The organism is Streptomyces sp. PL-25 (assembly GCF_058344915.1).
Window position 1 is genome coordinate 4,688,922 of the sequence record NZ_CP136997.1, and the last position, 17,769, is coordinate 4,706,690.

The 17,769-nt window shown below is 70.9% G+C and carries 10 protein-coding genes, 2 pseudogenes and 1 CRISPR repeat array; of the genes and pseudogenes, 3 read left to right on the top strand and 9 right to left on the bottom strand.

Annotation, left to right across the window (positions count from 1 at the left end; translation table 11 throughout):
- Window positions 1–20: 20 nt before the first annotated feature.
- The 5 genes from casA to R4Z62_RS21325 all read right to left on the bottom strand — a co-directional run bounded on the left by casA (window position 21) and on the right by R4Z62_RS21325 (window position 8,176).
- A complete protein-coding gene (casA, locus tag R4Z62_RS21305) occupies window positions 21–1,925 on the bottom strand; it encodes a type I-E CRISPR-associated protein Cse1/CasA (RefSeq protein ID WP_491520629.1) in 1,905 nt (634 codons plus the stop codon).
- Window positions 1,922–4,843, bottom strand: a complete 2,922-nt coding sequence (cas3, locus tag R4Z62_RS21310; protein ID WP_491520630.1) for a CRISPR-associated helicase Cas3' — start codon at window positions 4,841–4,843, stop codon at window positions 1,922–1,924. Before cas3 ends, casA begins: the two co-directional genes overlap by 4 nt.
- A 1,698-nt stretch (window positions 4,844–6,541) precedes the next feature.
- Entirely contained in the window at window positions 6,542–7,393 is an 852-nt protein-coding gene (locus tag R4Z62_RS21315) for a helix-turn-helix domain-containing protein (protein ID WP_491520631.1), read from the bottom strand.
- A gap of 20 nt (window positions 7,394–7,413) precedes the next feature.
- A complete protein-coding gene (locus R4Z62_RS21320) occupies window positions 7,414–7,944 on the bottom strand; it encodes a DUF6879 family protein (RefSeq protein ID WP_469500429.1) in 531 nt (176 codons plus the stop codon).
- Complete coding sequence (locus R4Z62_RS21325; RefSeq protein ID WP_491520632.1) at window positions 7,916–8,176, bottom strand: hypothetical protein; 261 nt, start codon at window positions 8,174–8,176, stop codon at window positions 7,916–7,918. Before R4Z62_RS21325 ends, R4Z62_RS21320 begins: the two co-directional genes overlap by 29 nt.
- Before the next feature lie 680 nt (window positions 8,177–8,856).
- On the opposite strand from R4Z62_RS21325, the gene R4Z62_RS21330 reads away from it, so the two are divergent.
- Window positions 8,857–9,339 (top strand): glycine-rich domain-containing protein, encoded by a 483-nt coding sequence (locus R4Z62_RS21330; RefSeq protein ID WP_491521907.1) that lies wholly within the window; start codon window positions 8,857–8,859, stop codon window positions 9,337–9,339.
- A gap of 479 nt (window positions 9,340–9,818) precedes the next feature.
- Window positions 9,819–11,799: a CRISPR direct-repeat array (repeat unit 29 nt; unit sequence CGGACCACCTCCGCTCGCGCGGAGAACAC).
- A 248-nt stretch (window positions 11,800–12,047) separates the two neighbouring features.
- Window positions 12,048–12,241 (top strand): annotated as a pseudogene (locus tag R4Z62_RS21335) (SulP family inorganic anion transporter); the annotation flags it as partial.
- Here the strand turns inward: R4Z62_RS21335 and R4Z62_RS21340 are convergent.
- Window positions 12,229–12,624 (bottom strand): annotated as a pseudogene (locus R4Z62_RS21340) (hypothetical protein); the annotation flags it as partial. The pseudogenes R4Z62_RS21335 and R4Z62_RS21340 overlap by 13 nt on opposite strands.
- A gap of 196 nt (window positions 12,625–12,820) precedes the next feature.
- Between R4Z62_RS21340 and R4Z62_RS21345 the strand changes: the two are divergent.
- The gene (locus R4Z62_RS21345; RefSeq protein WP_491520633.1) at window positions 12,821–14,851 is read left to right on the top strand and encodes a thioredoxin domain-containing protein; all 2,031 of its coding nucleotides are present in this window, start codon (window positions 12,821–12,823) and stop codon (window positions 14,849–14,851) included.
- 329 nt (window positions 14,852–15,180) lie between these two features.
- Here R4Z62_RS21345 and R4Z62_RS21350 read toward each other — a convergent pair whose 3' ends face one another.
- The 3 genes from R4Z62_RS21350 to trhA form a co-directional block, all read right to left on the bottom strand.
- Window positions 15,181–15,912 (bottom strand): Mut7-C RNAse domain-containing protein, encoded by a 732-nt coding sequence (locus R4Z62_RS21350; RefSeq protein WP_064534947.1) that lies wholly within the window; start codon window positions 15,910–15,912, stop codon window positions 15,181–15,183.
- A 59-nt stretch (window positions 15,913–15,971) separates the two neighbouring features.
- Complete coding sequence (locus R4Z62_RS21355) at window positions 15,972–16,640, bottom strand: TetR/AcrR family transcriptional regulator (protein ID WP_491520634.1); 669 nt, start codon at window positions 16,638–16,640, stop codon at window positions 15,972–15,974.
- Between the two features lie 144 nt (window positions 16,641–16,784).
- The gene (trhA, locus tag R4Z62_RS21360; RefSeq protein ID WP_064537604.1) at window positions 16,785–17,498 is read right to left on the bottom strand and encodes a PAQR family membrane homeostasis protein TrhA; all 714 of its coding nucleotides are present in this window, start codon (window positions 17,496–17,498) and stop codon (window positions 16,785–16,787) included.
- Window positions 17,499–17,769: the final 271 nt, after the last annotated feature.

A 17,769-nucleotide genomic window follows, 5' to 3' on the forward strand; every position in this document is an offset into this window, starting at 1 on the left:
TCGTCGGTCGGGCGGATGGGTCATGCCGAAGGGGTCGCGGGCGGGGGCGGGGGCGGCTTGAGCAGGCTGCGCACGAGCCCCCGGGCCTCCTCGCGGGCCTTGGCACCACGTGGGCTGGCAGCGACTGTCCGCGTCACCTGGTCGTACGCGTCGAGAGCCAGGCGGCCGAACTCCTGCTGAGGGTGGAGGAAGGTGTCGGTGTGCAGCGCCCCCCAGAAGTGCTGCTCGGCTGCGGGCCAGTAGCGGGCGAGTGCCTCGCCGGGCCAGGGGCCCTCCCCCTTCTCCGGGGCCCTGCCGCCGCCTGCCCGGTCGGCCGTGAAGGGGCTGGTGTAGGCCCGCCAGGCCACGTGCAGCGCGTAGCGCAGCCGGGAAGCGGCCTTCTCGGCCGCGACGCGCGCGTCCTTGACCTCGTTCGCCAGGGCAGTGACGTCGTTCACCGGACCGGAGGCCCCGTTCGCCGGATCGACGGCGTCCCGGGGCGGGGGTGGTGGCGAGAGGAGTTTGTGGAGGACGGGAGGGGTGGTGGCGGAGAAGTAGCTGCGGTCGCGGGTCTGCCCGTCCTGGTCGAAGCCGTAGGCGGTGATGTGCAGTGCCCTGCGGACCGCGGCCGGCAGACTGCCGGTGAGCCCGTCGATCACCGGTGGCCTGCGGCCGGGCGGCTCGGTACGGTGCAGGAGGATGAGCGCGTCGAGGTCGCGCCAGAGCGCGCGTTCCGCGCTCGCGTCCCGGGGACGGACGGTGCCGTCCTTGGTCTCGTCCCAGATCAGGTACGGCTCTTTCCCTGTGTCCGGGCGCTTCTCGCGCAGTGCCCAGGTGATGGTGGCATCGGTGACCGCTGTGCCCTGCTCGTTCGGGGTCAACAGGATCGCGTGCTGGTGCCGTTCCGTCAGCATGGACAGCGGTCCGGCCGCGGGTCGCGGAGGGGCGAGTGGGTCGAGGAGTTCATCCCGCTCCCACGGACAGCCGTCTGTACCGGCTCCGCTCTCGGCCTGGGGCCAGTGCGCGGGTTTCGGGATGCCCAGCAACAACGACTCGTAGAGCGTTCGGCCCTGCGGGTGGAACGAGATCGTTCGCCGCAGCGGGCCGCCCATGACATTGCCGTACCGCTTACCGTCGACCGTACGAGGCGTGCACTGGCCGGACGGACCGTAGTACAGCTGTGCGATCAGGTGGTGCAGCGCCTCCTCCGGCGGCAGCGGGACAGGGGCGTCGTCCGTGAAATGGCCGAGGAAGACGGGGTTGTTCCCGGAAGGCCGCGCCATGACCAGCTTGTTCACGCCCGAACGCGACGGCGACTGTCCCGCCAGGCGTGGATCTTGCAGAAACGGGCGTTGCGGATCGAAGAGAAACAGACGTGAGCGGTGGGAGTCGAGGTAGCTGTCGACCGCCTCGGCGGGGAATCCGACCGGACGGGACAACAGGGCGTAGCGCTTCTTGTTCCACGCCTTCGCGTCGTCACAGGTGTCGAGCCCGGCGATCCGGGCCGCGAGGGCGTAGAGCATCCGCATCAGCCCGGCGGCCGCCGGAGGTAGGGGCAGAGCCAGTGCGGTGAAGTCATGTGAACGGAGGAGCAGTTCACGCAGGCCCACCACGCTGATGCGGTCATCGGCGCGAACGGGAATCCAGGGGCGGGTACAGATGTCGAAACGGGGGTCGGGCGGATCGGACAAGGTGACGTGGCCTCCTCGGAGAGAGGTGACGGGAGCCGAAACACTTGGTGTGACGTACGGTGAAGGCGCTCCGCGAAGGCGGAGGTGGACCGACGCTCCGTGGCGTTCCGTCGAGGAGTCGGCCTTCTCCCCGCGCAGGCGGGGGTGGTCCCCGGCAAGCGGGGGCGGCTGGTCAGGAGCCGGGTCTCCTGACCAGCCATCAGCAGAGTACGTGAAGACGCTACGTGGCGTGCAGAAAACTGAGGATCCCGTCACCCTTTCTCTGCCCGGAGACCGAGGGCGTGGTCCACCCTGAGGTTGAGGTCCCCGAAGCTGGATCCGCGGACGCCCTGGGGTGTCACGCGGTGGGGGAGGAGTACGAGGCGGGCCAGCCGTGGTTCCTTCCGCCAGGCTGCCGGGGGACGGTGTTCGGCTGTGCATGCCGCGCGCCATGCACCGTGGCGGTAGGGCACGACGAGGTGGAGGAGGGTGCGGACCTCGGCACGGGTGAAGCGGCCGTCTCGGCTGCTGCCGCGTGGGGGCAGTGGAATCGTGCAGGTTTCGTCCAGCCAGCGGTCACCGTCCGCGTCCTGGTAGACCGGCAGGAGTTGAACGGTTTCCGCACCGAGGCGCGTGGCGATGAGGTCGGCGTCCGCCTCGCTGTTGGTCAGGCCGTGCAGGTCGGCCACAGCGGGCGGAGGGACCATGACCAGGTGCGCGAGCCCCTGGCGCGCCATGTCGTCGCCCAGCCGGTCGATGTCACGCCTGAAGAGTTCGTCCGGGTCTTGTGAACGGAACTCCTCGGCGTAGACGCCGTCCACGAGAGCTTGGACATCTCCGGGAATCGCGACCGTCGCCCCCTGCCGCGCGGTCAGCAGCTCCTCGGTGCGCTGCAAGAGGGATTCCGAGTAGACATCGCCCCAGCTCCTCGGTGCCTTCGCCGTCCCCTGCGCCGGAGGAGCCAGGACGACGAGGCGGGGGCCGGCGGTCCACGCGGGTCGCGGGGTCGCGGCGTGCCGCCAGACGCGGCCTGCGCGCTGGAGCAGTTGGGCCATGGGCGCCAGATCGGAGAGGACGAGGTCGAAGTCGAGATCGAGTGACTGTTCGATCACCTGTGTGGCGACGAGGATCGCGCCGCGCGGGAGCGGTGGCCTCCGGGTCTCCTTCTTGTCGCCGCGGCCGAACCAGGATTCCGCCTCGGCGGTCAGCTCCGCACGGCGGTAGGCCGGGAAGCGGGAGTGCAGCAGGCGCAGCAGTGTGCCCTCGCCCGGCGTTTCGCCCGTACCGCTCGCCCGGTCGTCCCAGCCGGTGTACCCCGGACCGTGAATTCCTGTGAGGTGTGCGCGCAGGGCTGCGTACGTGTCCTGGGCCTCGCCGACCGTCGTACAGATGACGGCGGCACATCCGCCTGCTCGGGCGCCCTGCTCCAACTCCTCGAACATCACGCTCAGTCGGCCGTCGGAAACGGACGGGTCATAGGTGTGTGTGACCCGCCGGACGGTGATGTCGAGCGCGCGGGAGCGCACTGTGCCGACCGGCGTCGACGGCGTGACGACCGCGCCGGTACGCCCGTCCGCGTAGAGCCATCCCGGGTAACCCGGCGTCGGCAGCCCGGCCGGACTGCCGACGCCGGCGCCCGTCAGATACGCGCGGACGAGACCACGCGCCGTCTCACCGGTCAGGGTCGCGGACAGCAGGACGACCGGCACGCCCATCGCACCGAGCCAGTTCAGCAGGCGCAGCAGCAACGCGTGGGTGAACGCGTCGTAGGAGTGCGCCTCGTCGACCACGACCGTCTTGCCGGCCAGCCCCACGTGACGCAGCGCGTTGTACCGCAAGGGAAGTACGCCCATGAGGGCCTGATCGATCGTGCCGACGGAGATCGGCGCAAGCAGGCCACGCCACCGCTGCCGCAGCCAGCGGCTCGCCTCCACCGATACGCCGTCACCTCCGGAGGCGGCCGAGTGGTCGGCGTCGTGCGACAGGACACGCGACTCCGGGGCGTCCGATCCCTTCGTCCCGCTGCTCCCGTCGGCCGGTTGATAGCGCTCGTGGAAGTCCGCGTCCCTGTGAGTGAGCGTGACCTGTGCGCTGTCCGTGAGATTCCGCAGCGCGAAATCTCGTACACGCTCGTACATCTGGTTCGCCGTGGCCTGGGTCGGCAGGGCGAAGAACACGCCGCTGCCCCCGACCGCGTCCCCCATCACCGTCGCGGCGTGCAGCGCGACCTCGGTCTTCCCTTCCCCCGTGGGTGCCGTCACCAGCAGGATCCCCGGCCCTGAGACCTTGTCCCGCAGACCCTGCTCGACACTGCGCTGCAATGGATGCGGATCCGTGATCTCCGGGAACTGCTCAGCGAAGTCATGGGTCCGGAAGACGGCGCGGCCCAGCCCGGCGTCCGCGACGATCCCGGGCGCGAGCGCGCTCATCTCGGTGGCAAGGGCCCGTACGGCTCCGGGCGTGCCCGGCTCCGGACGGTTGAACCAAGCGGCCAGCCGCTCCTCCACCACGTGCTCCTGGCTGGCCAGCCAGTCGGCGACGATCACGAGCCCCGCGATCACCACGGCACTCGCCACCGGAACCGCCTCGACCTGGGGGACAGGCGGCTCCCCCAGCAGATCCCGCAGCAGCGCGACGTGTTCGTGCCTTTCTCGCGCCCAGGCGCCACTGCCCAGCTCCACCATGCCGCCTTCGGCCACCTCTAGCTCGTCCTCCTCGATCCCGAGGGGGTAGCGTCCGTGGTGCCCGCCGAGGATCTGCCCCACCTGGCAACGCAGCTGGTACTCGGCCATGCCGTCCTGGGGATAGCCGAGTGCGCCGAGCAGGCCCGGAATCGCCTTGGCCGTGGCGTGTTCGTGGCCGACCCGACCGACCTGACCGTCCCTGCCCCGGTCGTGCGCGTAGCGCAGCTCGTCCAGAAACCCGCAGTGTCCCGGGTGCTCGTCACGCGCTGCGTCCTGGAAGACAGGCATGATCTTTCCGATGTCATGGAGACCGGCCCAGAGCATCACCACCTGCCGGGTATCTCTCCTCCCCAGACCCAGCGCCGCCGCGATCCGCTCGCGCTGTCCCGCCTCCAGCACCTCGTCCCACAGCACCCCGGCAATCAGGGCCGTATCCACCAGATGCCCCATCAACGGGTAGGGCCGCTCAAGGCCCTTGGCCTTGCCCCACAACCGGCTGTCAACCACCACGGCCCTCCCGCCCTGTCGCAGACGTCCACTCCTCCACTCCACCACGAGCCACTGACAACAGGGTCCGGTGCGCGACGCCGGACTGCCCGACGATACGGCGGAGGAGCTGCGTATCCGCAGGTGAGGAAGTGGTCTCCGTGCGGGCGGGAGCGGTTGGCGATCTTGCGCGCAAGGTGACGCGGGGCGTTCGTGCCCGCTCGGGGCACCACCATGCGGCTCTCCCTCCCGGCTGCGTGGGGAGAGAGGAGGCGAGGAGATGGAAGAGGCCAGGCAGGGAGCAACTGAAGGCTTCGCCGCAGTGGGATACCGATCGCTGTACGCCGGGCTCGGCTCTCATGCGTGTTCAGCGTCGCTGTCGACCTCGTCCGCGGGGGCGGTGCCGGGTTCGTACGCCGGAGCGGGCCCCGTTTGGACCGTCGTCCTCAACGAACCTGCCCGCCTGGGCTTTCCTCCGCTCGCGCCGAGAACACATGAGCACCGGCGCGCTCGGCCAGGGTCTGTCCGGACCACCTCCGCTCGCGGGGAGACCACGGGGGCATGAGTTAGTCACTGACTATCGACGGCGGACCACGTGACGGGGACGACCGCCCTCCCGCGTCGGCGCGGTCGGCGGCGCAGCGGGGCGCGGGGTCTGAGTGCGGCGCTGTTGCCGCTGCCGCCATGGCGTCGGCTCCGGGGCGGTCTGCTCCGGTGCGGCCGGCTGGCACGCTCCGATGTTCCGGTCGGCGGGGCCGGCCGTACCGGACCCGATCTCGGAGTGGAGCGTGCCGTACAGCTGGCCGGGCCGGGGCGGCCGGTCGCAGTAGGTGCAGGTCATTGGCCGCACGAGCCGCACGGCTCGTTGGCGCTCACATACAGCTTGTTGCCGTTCTCGTCAGTCTCCCAGATGGTGGCTCGGGACCCGCCGCATCCGGGGGTCGGGCATGAAATGTTCTCTCGGACCTGTGGCATCGCTACTCGCATTCGTCTTGAGCGTCCCGCAGCGCGGGCACTGCGTCCTGACCAAGGAGCGCAGACGCCCCTGCTGGTCGTACGAGTACTCATCACGTACAGATCCGGCGCACCCGCCGGTGCCGCAGGACGTCGCCCCGGTCAGGGACGCGTACGGACCAGAGGTGATGGTGCTGGCCCTGCACTCCAGGCACGGTGACGGGTGGATGCCCTCGTCGTTGACGATGTACGTGACGACTTCTGGCTTGTGGCAGTTGGGGCAGATAGCGGCCATGACGTGCAAGACCTCCTGGGTAGCACCACTCGGGTGACAACGCGTCCAACGACCGTTACCTGCACCGGTCACTGCCGTTCCCGGGGCGGCTGCGCAGGCCAGGGAGGTGACGCCCGCGCCGATCCACACCCGCCCCCAGTCGTGCAGCGGCGTCACCGTCAGCAGCAGGACGAGACCGTGGTTGTCGCCGGTCGGGGTGATGATCTGCCCGGCGCCGCAGCACGCAGCGACGACGCCGGACCACCTCCGCTCGCGCGGAGACCACGGGTCGGTTTCCGCGGCTCCTACGTCCTCGCGTTCCACGGACCACCTCCGCTCGTGCGGAGAGCACACCCAGAGCCGGGCTACCAACCGGCGTAGCGACTTCATGGCGATCACCGAGCGCCTCGACTTGGACCTGACGCCCTGGCAGTTGTGCCCCGCCGCCCTTCTCTCCTTCGGGAGGGCGGGGGCGCTTCGTCGTTCCTGGGAAGTCAGTGCAGGGCTTCGATGGCCTTCACGATCAGGCCCCGCGCCGCCGCTCCGTACACGGCCAGGCCGCGCAGTTCCTCGAACGCCTTGGCGTACAGGGCGATCTCCGAGGGCTGAGTGATCTGGACTCGGGCGGCGAGCAGCTCGACGGAGACGAGCGTGTCGTCGTACATGTGGAACAGTTCCTGGGGCCACATGGAACGTGTAGGAGTTGAGCTCGGGATGATGCCCAGCGATACCTGCGGCAGGGCGCCCGCGGTGAGCAGATACCCGAGCTGAGCGGCCATCGCGTCCTGGTTGCCGAGTTGGTAGCGCAGCACCGGTTCTTCGATGACCATGGAGAACCGGTGGCCGGGTTCGTGGATGATCCGTGACCGTTCCAGGCGGGCGGCGACTGCGTCGGCGACGTCGTCAGGGATGTGGCAGAAGCGGGTGATCGTGGACATGAGCCCGCGCGCGTAGCCCTCGGTCTGGAACAATCCAGGAACCATGGTGGGCGAATAGATCCGGAACAGCTTGGTCGCCTTGAACAGCGGGACGTAGCTGTTCTGCAGGTGCTTCAGCCCGGTGCGAGACTTCCGCCGCCACTCGGTGTACATCGACTCGGCCGTGCGGGATCGAGCGATGATGTCGTCGGCTTGTTCTCCGGCGCCGCACGCTTCACACCAGCGGCGGATGTCGTCGGCCGAGGGCGGGGTGCGGGCGCCCTCGATCCGGTATGTCTTGGGGTGGGACCAGCCGCAGCGAGAGGCCAGCTCAGCCCCTGTGATCCCGGCGTCAGCGCGAAGCTCCTTCAGGCGCTGCGCGACGGCTTCGCGGGCGGCCTGCGCCGACGAGGATGGGGACGAGGACATGGGCATGAGCCGGCCTGGCCTTACTGGCTGATCGTGTACTGGTGGTGCGGGATGGCGCGCGTCCACACCCCTTCGAAGGCGTCGGCGCACAACTTCACGGCGGCCGGGTCCTCACTGATCTCCCCTCCTGCCGAGGCGCCCTCGCCAGTGAAGTGGTTCCAGCGGATGAGGCGGCCGTCGATCAGCCAGAAGTCGTTGCCCGGCAACGGGATGCCGGAGGCGTAGCGGCGGGGAAGCCAACGCACCTGTTCGCCCGCAGCGATGTTGGTGAAGGTGCCGTCGTACAGGAAGCGGGTGTACTCACTGACCGGCTCGGACACGATCCGGGCCCGGCGCACGACGACGCCCCGGCCCACGGTCTCCTGGATGAGGTCGAGCCACGGCCGCCACCAAGAGGCGCGGTCCGCCGGGTCGTGGCGGAATCCGGCTCGCCAGTCGGCGAACGGGCCCTTCTCATAGTCGACGGCGTAGGAGTCGCGCATCTCCAGATGGACGGCGGTCCGTGTGGCCGAGCCGAGGAGATCAGCCCACGTCGGCACGTTCGACGGCATTGCACGCCTCCCTGATCATCGGCACCATCCGGGCAGGAATACGGATCACTGCCTCGTGGTCCGGGATCCCCACCGCGTGGCCCGGCACTTCGAACGCCGCGCACTGGGCACGAAGCTCCGGGCTCGGCTTCCACCCTTGGAGAACGAGTTCTTTCGCGTCCTGATCGACCCACACGGTTGGGCTCTCGCCGTCCCCCGTGTTCGGATCGATCCCGATGAACTGTAGGTGCACTGCCGCCTCCACTGCTCTCGGTGTTCAGAGATGTACATCACCGTCCCGAGCCAGTAGCTGGTCAAGCCCCTTGATAAGACGCGTGCACATGCATGCACATCGCTGGCCGTGACGAGGGGCGCACTCCTAGCTTCGAGTGGCACGACAAAGCCCCGGCGAGGCGGCGAGCCTCCCGAGGCGCGGCCGACTGCGAAGGAGTCGACGTGACGTGCAGCAAGGTACCGCTCTCCCGCCCCCCCCAGAACAGCCGTCAGCATCCCGCCGCTCCCGCCGCTCCCGCCGCTCACCGAGCTGTCCAACTACCAGACCCGCGGCATCACCTGCGTGTGGCGCGGCGTCGGGCTGTCCCCGCGGACGGCCGTCGGCCTCGGCCCGCGCAAGCTCCGCGGCGGCGGGGTCACGCGCTGGTTCCCCCGCGGCTGCCGCCCCTGCGCGAGAGAGAAGGCATACCTCGCGCTCTTCGCTCACGCCTCGCTCTGCAATACCGCCTGCCGCGTCGCCGCGGACATCTGCCCGACGGGCCGCGACCTCTATCGCCTGTCCCGAGATGGCCGCTGGCAGCAGCTCTGAAGACTCCCGTCCGGCCGGTGAATCCCGCGAAGAACCCCGGCACGGGCGGGGCGCCATCCCCATCCGCATCAAGCGTGGACGAGATCACTGTGACGATACCTCCCGGGCCGATGGACCCGCCCGAGACCGTACCGGCGCTGCCCCGCATGCTCATCACCGACACCCAGTTCGCCAGCTGCCGCGGCACCGTCATGGACGCCAACCCGGACATGTCCGAGGAGATGGCCGGCCGCATCGTCGACAAGGCCCTGAAGTTCGTGGCGGCCTGCGCGAAGAACCCCGGCACGGGCCTGGCCCCGTCTCGGACCGTGGACGAGGGCTGGCATGCCCTGATCCTGCACACCGCGATGTACGCCGAGCTGTGCGACGCGCTCGGCGGCCAGTTGGTCCACCACTACCCGGGCTACGACCCGACGAACTACGACCCCCCGATCCTCGACCGCACCCGCGAGAAGATCACGGAGTTCGGGTGGGAACCGGACCCGGAGCTGTGGGGACCGCCGTCCAACGAGACCCTCGTCTCGGTGGCAGCGAAGTGCCAGCATGCCCCCGAGTGCACCATCCGGCCGATGCCCAAGCCCGAGTGGCCCTAGCCTGAACTGGACTCAGGAGGTGGCCATGTCGTCCGAGTGGATTGACCCACGGTACGCGGACCTGGTCGCGGCGTGGAAGCGCGCGCAGCAACCGGACTCCCGCGACTCGCAAGAGCCAAAGCCCGTGCGGGGCTTCGTGATTCCCCACCGGCCATGACCGGCAAGTGAGACCGCGGCCCGCCCCTGCCACCCACGTCGGGGGCGGGCCGCTTACCCCACCAGCTCGTGCAGAGGGACCCCGATGGCCCGCGCGATGCGCAACAAGGTCCGCAGGGCCGGGTTCGCCCGGCCGGCCTTGAGGCGAGCTTGCGCCGGCCCCACTTCGGTTCGATGTGCGCGGTCCACAGGGACAGCTTGCGGTTTCGGGTGGTTGGGCGGGCCGGTTCGTGGCCGGGCCACCACTCCGTCCACCAGGCGGCGAGGGTGCTCTCGCCCTGCTTCGGATCGAGGTAGGTACCAGACCGGACGGACTCACGGACCGGACCACCTCCGCTCGCGCGGAGAACACGAGATCCTGGAGTACCTGCACTCCCACCAGGTCGGACCACCTCCGCTCGCGCGGAGAACACGACGTACTCCTGCCACAGGACCGCGGGCGGCACGGACCACCTCCGCTCGCGCGGAGAACACGCCAACCGGCCGGGCCCGTACGGCTACGGCGTCGGACCACCTCCGCTCGCGCGGAGAACACCCAAACTCGGGTTCGATGCGGAATGGCGAGTGCGGACCACCTCCGCTCGCGCGGAGAACACTCGGAGTACCCCAGCGCGGGAGCCTGGGTCAACGGACCACCTCCGCTCGCGCGGAGAACACTCGGAGTACCCCAGCGCGGGAGCCTGGGTCAACGGACCACCTCCGCTCGCGCGGAGAACACAAGGACGTGAACCCCGAGGGCCTGACCAACGACGGACCACCTCCGCTCGCGCGGAGAACACCTGTAGATCAGACGATCTACTGCCGTCTACTCCGGACCACCTCCGCTCGCGCGGAGAACACTCGGGCCGGTCATCGGACTCGCCAAGGCCGGACGGACCACCTCCGCTCGCGCGGAGAACACACAGCACGGAGGTGCGTGAATTCCTCGACTGGCGGACCACCTCCGCTCGCGCGGAGAACACCGCATGCGGGAGCGGCGCGGTCATACTCGCGGCGGACCACCTCCGCTCGCGCGGAGAACACCCCACGAAGGACGAGCAGTCCGAGCGGCCGGACGGACCACCTCCGCTCGCGCGGAGAACACTGCTTGCGCGCCTCGGCGAGTGCCTCCTCGGCCGGACCACCTCCGCTCGCGCGGAGAACACGTGTCGGCGATGTCGTCGGCCCTGGGCCCGAGCGGACCACCTCCGCTCGCGCGGAGAACACACGGCCTGAGCGCCGATCCAGCCGAACACCGGCGGACCACCTCCGCTCGCGCGGAGAACACAAGCCGGTGCAGATGATCACGGCCACCATCGGCGGACCACCTCCGCTCGCGCGGAGAACACTTCTGATGAGTCGGCGGTCGCGCACCTCTGGCACGGACCACCTCCGCTCGCGCGGAGAACACCGCGGCGGCGAGGGTGGCGGTCACGGGCGGGCCGGACCACCTCCGCTCGCGCGGAGAACACAACTTCTGCGCGTACCAGTTGGCGAGTCCTGCCGGACCACCTCCGCTCGCGCGGAGAACACAGGGCCTCCTCGGCGAGGACATGCGCGGGGTCCGGACCACCTCCGCTCGCGCGGAGAACACGGCCGTGCCGCAGGGCCGGGCCGCCGCCGGGCAGGACCACCTCCGCTCGCGCGGAGAACACGCTCCTCGCCGTAGTGGGCCGGCGCCCACGACGGACCACCTCCGCTCGCGCGGAGAACACGCCTCCGGACTCACGACCGGCGACATCGTGTTCGGACCACCTCCGCTCGCGCGGAGAACACGGCGTGCTGGCGAGCGGGGACGGCATGGGCAGCGGACCACCTCCGCTCGCGCGGAGAACACTCCAGGGCGGCGGCCACGGCCGTCTGGATTCGCGGACCACCTCCGCTCGCGCGGAGAACACGCCGAGTAGCGGCCATATGTGACCGGCCCCGGCGGACCACCTCCGCTCGCGCGGAGAACACTTGACGCCGCCGGGTCTTTCACCGGGGCTTTGCGGACCACCTCCGCTCGCGCGGAGAACACCCCGACCGCGTACGCGCCCGCATCGCCGCTGACGGACCACCTCCGCTCGCGCGGAGAACACTGCCCAATTTCAACGCGCAACCATCACAGAATCGGACCACCTCCGCTCGCGCGGAGAACACCAGGAGGTCATCCTCAGTGTGGGGCGCGGCGACGGACCACCTCCGCTCGCGCGGAGAACACAGCCGGTTGAACGCCTGTCCCGCCTGGTCGCGCGGACCACCTCCGCTCGCGCGGAGAACACCGGTACCCCGGTACGTGTCGGTCGTTCACGGACGGACCACCTCCGCTCGCGCGGAGAACACACTTCCTGACCTGCAGTGTCAGAGGGGCTTTGCTGTTACTTTACCGAGGGTGGTGCTCCGTGGCAGGTGGATGGCAGGCATGGCATGCACTGTAGACGGCGCTCGCTTTCAGCGCATAGGAGTGGCTGGTCGGCTCGTCCCGTCAGTGCACGTTGACCGATCGTTCTGCGTGGTCGGGTGCCGAACAGGGTGCTTGACCCGTTGCGGGAGCGCAGCGCCTCGGCGGCAGCGCCGGCATTGGCTTCGTCAAGGGCCGGGAGTCCATCGGTCGGGGCATCGCCAACATCGTCACCGGGCTCGTCGTCGACATGGGCGGTTGTGCCGCTATCGGCCAGACGATGATCAATATGAAGGTGTCCGGCGTGCGTGCTGGCTCCCCATGTTCCTCGCGGGCTCGTTCCTCGTGGTGCTGTGCAGCGTCTTCGGACCGGTCGTCTCCGAGACCGGCGGCACGACCTCGGCCACCAGCAACTCGTGCTCGGGCAAGTGAGCGTGAGATCGATGGTCTCTGCTCGGTACACGATCACGTCGGGGCGCCGGATGGTGAGAGGAGCGTCCCGCAGGCGGACGTCGAAGTCGGTGTCAATGTCGGTGTCGGTGTTCCAGTCCGGGCCTGCGGCGGTGCCCAGGGCGTTGGCCAGGATCCGGGTCGGCCGGTGGTGGCGCTCGGACGCGCTTGGACGGACGACGACCACCCCGTCCACGACCTCGACGCCGGCACCCGGCACCCGGCACGCTGCTCCTCGCTCCTCGCTCCTCGCTCCTCGGACCAGAGTCGTACCGCTTCGCGGCGCTCCGCGCGTGCATCCACGCGGGTGCGACCATCTCGGTGGTCGTGGCGCACCTCCTTCGAGGATGCTCGTCAGATCCCGTGCCGCTCGCCTCAGCGTCCTGCGTCCCCCAGCGGGACGCCGGCGCCGTACCGGAGCGGAAGCCCACCGGTCGCAAGGGCCGCAAGGGCCGCAAGGAAGGGATCGCGGGCTGAGCCGTCACGGCCGGGCGGCGTGAGAGGCTGGAGTGCATGAACCGGCTGGCTGACGTGACCTCGCCTTATCTGCTTCAGCACGCGGACAATCCCGTCGACTGGTGGCCCTGGACGCCGGAGGCGTTCGAGGAGGCGCGGCGGCGGGGTGTGCCTGTGTTGCTCAGTGTCGGGTACTCGGCGTGTCACTGGTGCCACGTCATGGCTCACGAGTCCTTCGAGGACCAGGACACCGCCGACTACCTCAACGAGCACTTCGTCAGTGTCAAGGTGGACCGGGAGGAGCGGCCCGACGTCGATGCCGTGTACATGGAGGCGGTGCAGGCGGCCACCGGGCAGGGTGGGTGGCCGATGACGGTGTTTCTGACGCCGGAGGCCGAGCCGTTCTACTTCGGTACGTACTTCCCGCCCGAGCCCCGGCACGGGATGCCGTCGTTCCGGCAGGTGCTGCAAGGGGTGCGGCAGGCGTGGGAGACGCGGCGGGACGAGGTCACCGAGGTGGCCGGGAAGATCGTGCGGGATCTGGCGCAGCGGGAGTTCGAGCACGGTGGTGCGGGGGCGCCGGGCGGTGAGGAGCTGGGGCGGGCGCTGCTCGCGCTGACCCGGGAGTACGACCCGCAGCGCGGCGGCTTCGGCGGGGCGCCCAAGTTCCCGCCGTCCATGGTGATCGAGTTCCTGCTGCGCCACCACGCCCGCACCGGCTCCGAGGGCGCGCTCCAGATGGCCCGGGACACCTGCGAGCGGATGGCCCGCGGCGGCCTCTACGACCAGCTCGGCGGCGGCTTCGCCCGCTACTCGGTGGACCGCGACTGGGTGGTGCCGCACTTCGAGAAGATGCTGTACGACAACGCCCTGCTGTGCCGCGTCTACGCCCATCTGTGGCGTGCCACCGGCTCCGAGCAGGCCCGCCGGATCGCCCTGGAGACCGCCGACTTCATGGTCCGCGAACTCCGTACCGAGCAGGGCGGGTTCGCCTCCGCGCTGGACGCCGACAGCGACGACGGCACGGGGCGGCACGTCGAGGGCGCCTACTACGTGTGGACGCCCGAGCAGTTGCGCGAGGTGCTCGGCGCCGAGGACGCCGAACTGGCCGCGCAGTACTTCGGCGTCACCGAGGAGGGCACCTTCGAGGAGGGCGCCTCCGTCCTCCAGCTCCCGCTGAGCGAGGGCGTCCACGACGCGGCCCGGGTCGACGGCATCCGCCGCCGGCTGCTCCAGGCGCGCGCCGAGCGGCCCGCGCCCGGCCGGGACGACAAGGTCGTCGCCGCCTGGAACGGCCTGGCCGTCGCCGCCCTCGCCGAGACCGGCGCCTACTTCGACCGTCCCGACCTGGTCGAGGCCGCACTAGGCGCCGCCGACCTGCTCGTACGGCTGCACATGGACGAGCACGCGGGCCTGACGCGCACCAGCAGGAACGGACGGGCCGGGGCGAACGCCGGGGTGCTGGAGGACTACGCCGATGTCGCCGAGGGCTTCCTCGCGCTCGCCTCGGTCACCTGCGAGGGCGTCTGGCTCGACTTCGCCGGGCTGCTCCTCGACCATGTGCTGAGCCGGTTCACCGACCCGGGCACCGGCGCCCTCCACGACACCGCCGCCGACGCCGAACAGCTGATCCGCCGCCCGCAGGACCCCACCGACAACGCCGCCCCCTCCGGCTGGACCGCAGCGGCGGGCGCCCTGCTCGGCTACGCCGCGCACACCGGCTCCGCACCCCACCGCACCGCCGCCGAACGGGCGTTGGGCGTGGTCACGGCGCTCGGCCCGCGGGTGCCGCGCTTCATCGGCTGGGGGCTGGCCGTCGCCGAGGCGCTGCTCGACGGACCGCGCGAGGTCGCCGTCGTCGGACCGTCCCTCACCGACGAGAGGACCCGCACCCTGCACCGCACGGCTCTCCTGGCCACCGCGCCCGGAGCCGTCGTCGCCTGCGGCACACCCGGCGCCGAGGAGTTCCCGCTGCTCGCCGACCGCCCGCTGGTGGGCGGCGAGGCGACCGCCTACGTCTGCCGCGACTTCACCTGCGACGCCCCGACCACCGACCCGGAGCGCCTGCGCGCCGCGCTCGACGGCTGAACGACGGTCCGGTGCGCGCGCCGTCCGGCGGCCGGGAGGCCGGGCGGGACACGTGTCGTGCCCGGTGTCCCGGGAGGGCGGGAGCGGGTGCCGTCGACGGTCGACGGCAGCCGCCGACGGGCGAGAACCCGCGGGGCGGGCCGTTCGGGGCCTTGGGGGAGAGATGCGGCGGTCGGCGTCCGGGCGCCGGCCGCTGAGGGCGCTTGGCGGCGGCGGTGTGCCGCGTCCGGCCGCCGGAGCCCGGTGGCCCGTGCGTGCCCCGGTGCCCGAGCCTGCCGGCCGACCGGCGCGCGCGGGACCTCGGCCCGGCCCGTCGGGATCCGGCCGGTTCAGCTGTCCTGCGGGCGCAGGGCCAGAGCCCTCTCCACGATCGCCTCCAACTGCTCGTGGTGGGCGCCCTTCCAGTAGGCGCGTCCGCAGTCGGGGCACTGGGCGAAGACGTCGTAGGTGCGCTGGGTGCCGTGTTCCAGCCGGTCGGCGACCTCGTCCTTGGTGGCCTCGCGCAGCAGGCCGTTGCAGGCGGTGCAGCGGGTCCAGGGGCGCAGGGCGGGGCGGAAGCGGTCCAGGACGTCGTGGAGCTGGTCGTCGGGGCGGGTGCTGTAGACGAAGGCGCCCGCCCACAGCTCGCGGCGGCGCAGCAGACCGCGGTCGCGGCTGAGCAGCACCCGCTTCTCGGCCGCGGACCGGGCGGCGAGCGCCGGATCGCCGATGTCCGTCGACTCGTACGCCGTGTCGACGCCGAGCAGGCGCAGCCGGCGGGCGAGGGTGCCCAGATGCACGTCGAGGAGGAAGCGCAGCGGGGCGCCGGGCACCCGCTGGGGGCGGTCGACGGCCCCCACCCGTACCGTCTCGGCCGCCCCCGGGACGTGGGAGACCGGCACCTCGCGGCCGTCCACGACCAGCGCGCCGACCTCGGTCAGCGGGACGCCCAGGGACTCCACGACATGTCCGAGCGTGGAGACGCCGTCGGTGACGACCGGGGTGGCGCCGCGGCGCCTGGCCCGGGGGACGAACAGGTGCAGGCCGGGGGCGAACTCGACGTGGATCTCGGGACCGTTCATCGCGTCAGGATGGCACGGGCGGCACGCCGCGCCGCAGCCGTTTTCCGGGGCGGCGCGCCTCAGAGCCTCGCCGTGCCCAGGCCGTGCTCCAGCACGTCCAGGGTGCGGTCGACGAGGTCCGCGAGGTCGTCGCGGTGGCCGTTCTCGGCCCAGTACAGGAGGGTCTCCAGCAGCGCGCCGATGAAGGACATCGACCAGACCCGTACCTCCAGGTCCTCGGGGTCCCAGCCGGTGCGCTCGGCCAGGGCGTCGCACAGCAGGCGGCTCGTGGCCGACATGCTCTCCGTCATCCGCGAGCGCACCGCGGGCACCTCCGCCATCAGGCGGGTGCGCAGCCGCGACACCTCCGGGTCGCCGTCCACCCCCACCGCTATGGCCCGGCGCAGCACGGCCCGCACCGACTCCGGCCACGGCTCGTCGGCGGGCCGGGCGCGCAGCTCCGCCGCCAGGAACGGGTCGTGCTCGTCGGTGAGGACGATGTCCTCCTTGGTGGGGAAGTACCGGAGGACGGTCGACGGCGACACCTCGGCGCGCTCCGCGATCCGCTCGATCGTCGTGGTGTCGTACCCCTGCTCCCCGACCAGCGCGTACGTCGCCGCGCGGATCGCCTCCCGGGTCTTGATCTTCTTCCGCTCCCGCAGGCCGAGCCGGGGCCCCTCGGCGGCGGCGCCCCGGCGCCCCGGCGGCGGGGGAGGCGGGGAGAACTCGGGGGAACGTGCGGCCGTCATGGGGTCATTGTCCGGCATCGGCTCCCTTGGGCGGCCACGGCCGGGGCCGCCGGGAAGCCGAAGCCGGGCGAGGGCGCGCGAAAAGGCCACGGCTCGTGCGAGCCGTGGCCTGGAGAGGGATCCGGAGGGGGCGGGGCCGGGGGATCAGGCGTGCTGGTACGCCACCAGGGAGATCCCCACGTAGTGGACCGCGAACGCGGCCAGGGTGAAGGAGTGGAAGACCTCGTGGAAGCCGAACCAGCGCGGGGACGGGTTCGGCCGCTTGATGCCGTAGACGAGGCCGCCCGCGCTGTAGAGGAGGCCGCCGACGACCACCAGGACGAGGACCGCGATGCCGCCGGTGCGCATGAAGTCGGGCAGGAAGAAGACCGCGGCCCAGCCCATGGCGATGTAGCAGGGGGTGTAGAGCCAGCGCGGGGCGCCGACCCAGAAGACGCGGAAGACGATGCCGGCCGCCGCCGCGGCCCAGATCCCCCACAGCAGCCACTGCCCCTTGCCGCCGGGCAGGAGCAGCAGGGTCAGCGGGGTGTAGGTGCCCGCGATGATCAGGAAGATGTTCGCGTGGTCGAGGCGGCGCAGCAGCCCGCCCATCCGCGGGCCCCAGTTGCCCCGGTGGTAGAGGGCGCTCACCCCGAACAGCAGGCAGGCGGTGAGGACATAGATCCCGCAGGCGACACGGCCCCGGGGTGAGTCGGCGAGCGCGGTGAGCACCAGGCCCGCTATGAGCACGGCGGGGAACATCCCGAGGTGCAGCCAGCCGCGCAGCTTCGGCTTGATCGGGTGCGGCAGAGAGAGCGCCGCCGGGCCGCGGCCACCGGCCGGCGGGTCCAGGGGCGCGTCGGACGCGGACGCAGTCATGGGCGGCATGGTACCCAGGTCACCGTAAGTCGGCTGTCAGTGCACAGGGTGAGTGACGTGATCACCGGAAATCCGGGTGAACGCAAAAATTCTTTCAGCCGACCGCCACGCAAACGCAAAAAACCGCTGTGACCGTGGGATTCCTCACCCTGCTCACTTGTGCGGCCCTCTGGACAGATGGGCACCCGCGGCGGATGATCAAATGAGTGCGGTCGGCACCGGATGAGCGGCTACGAAGCATCCGGGTCGCAGCCCCCACGGGGCGACAAGT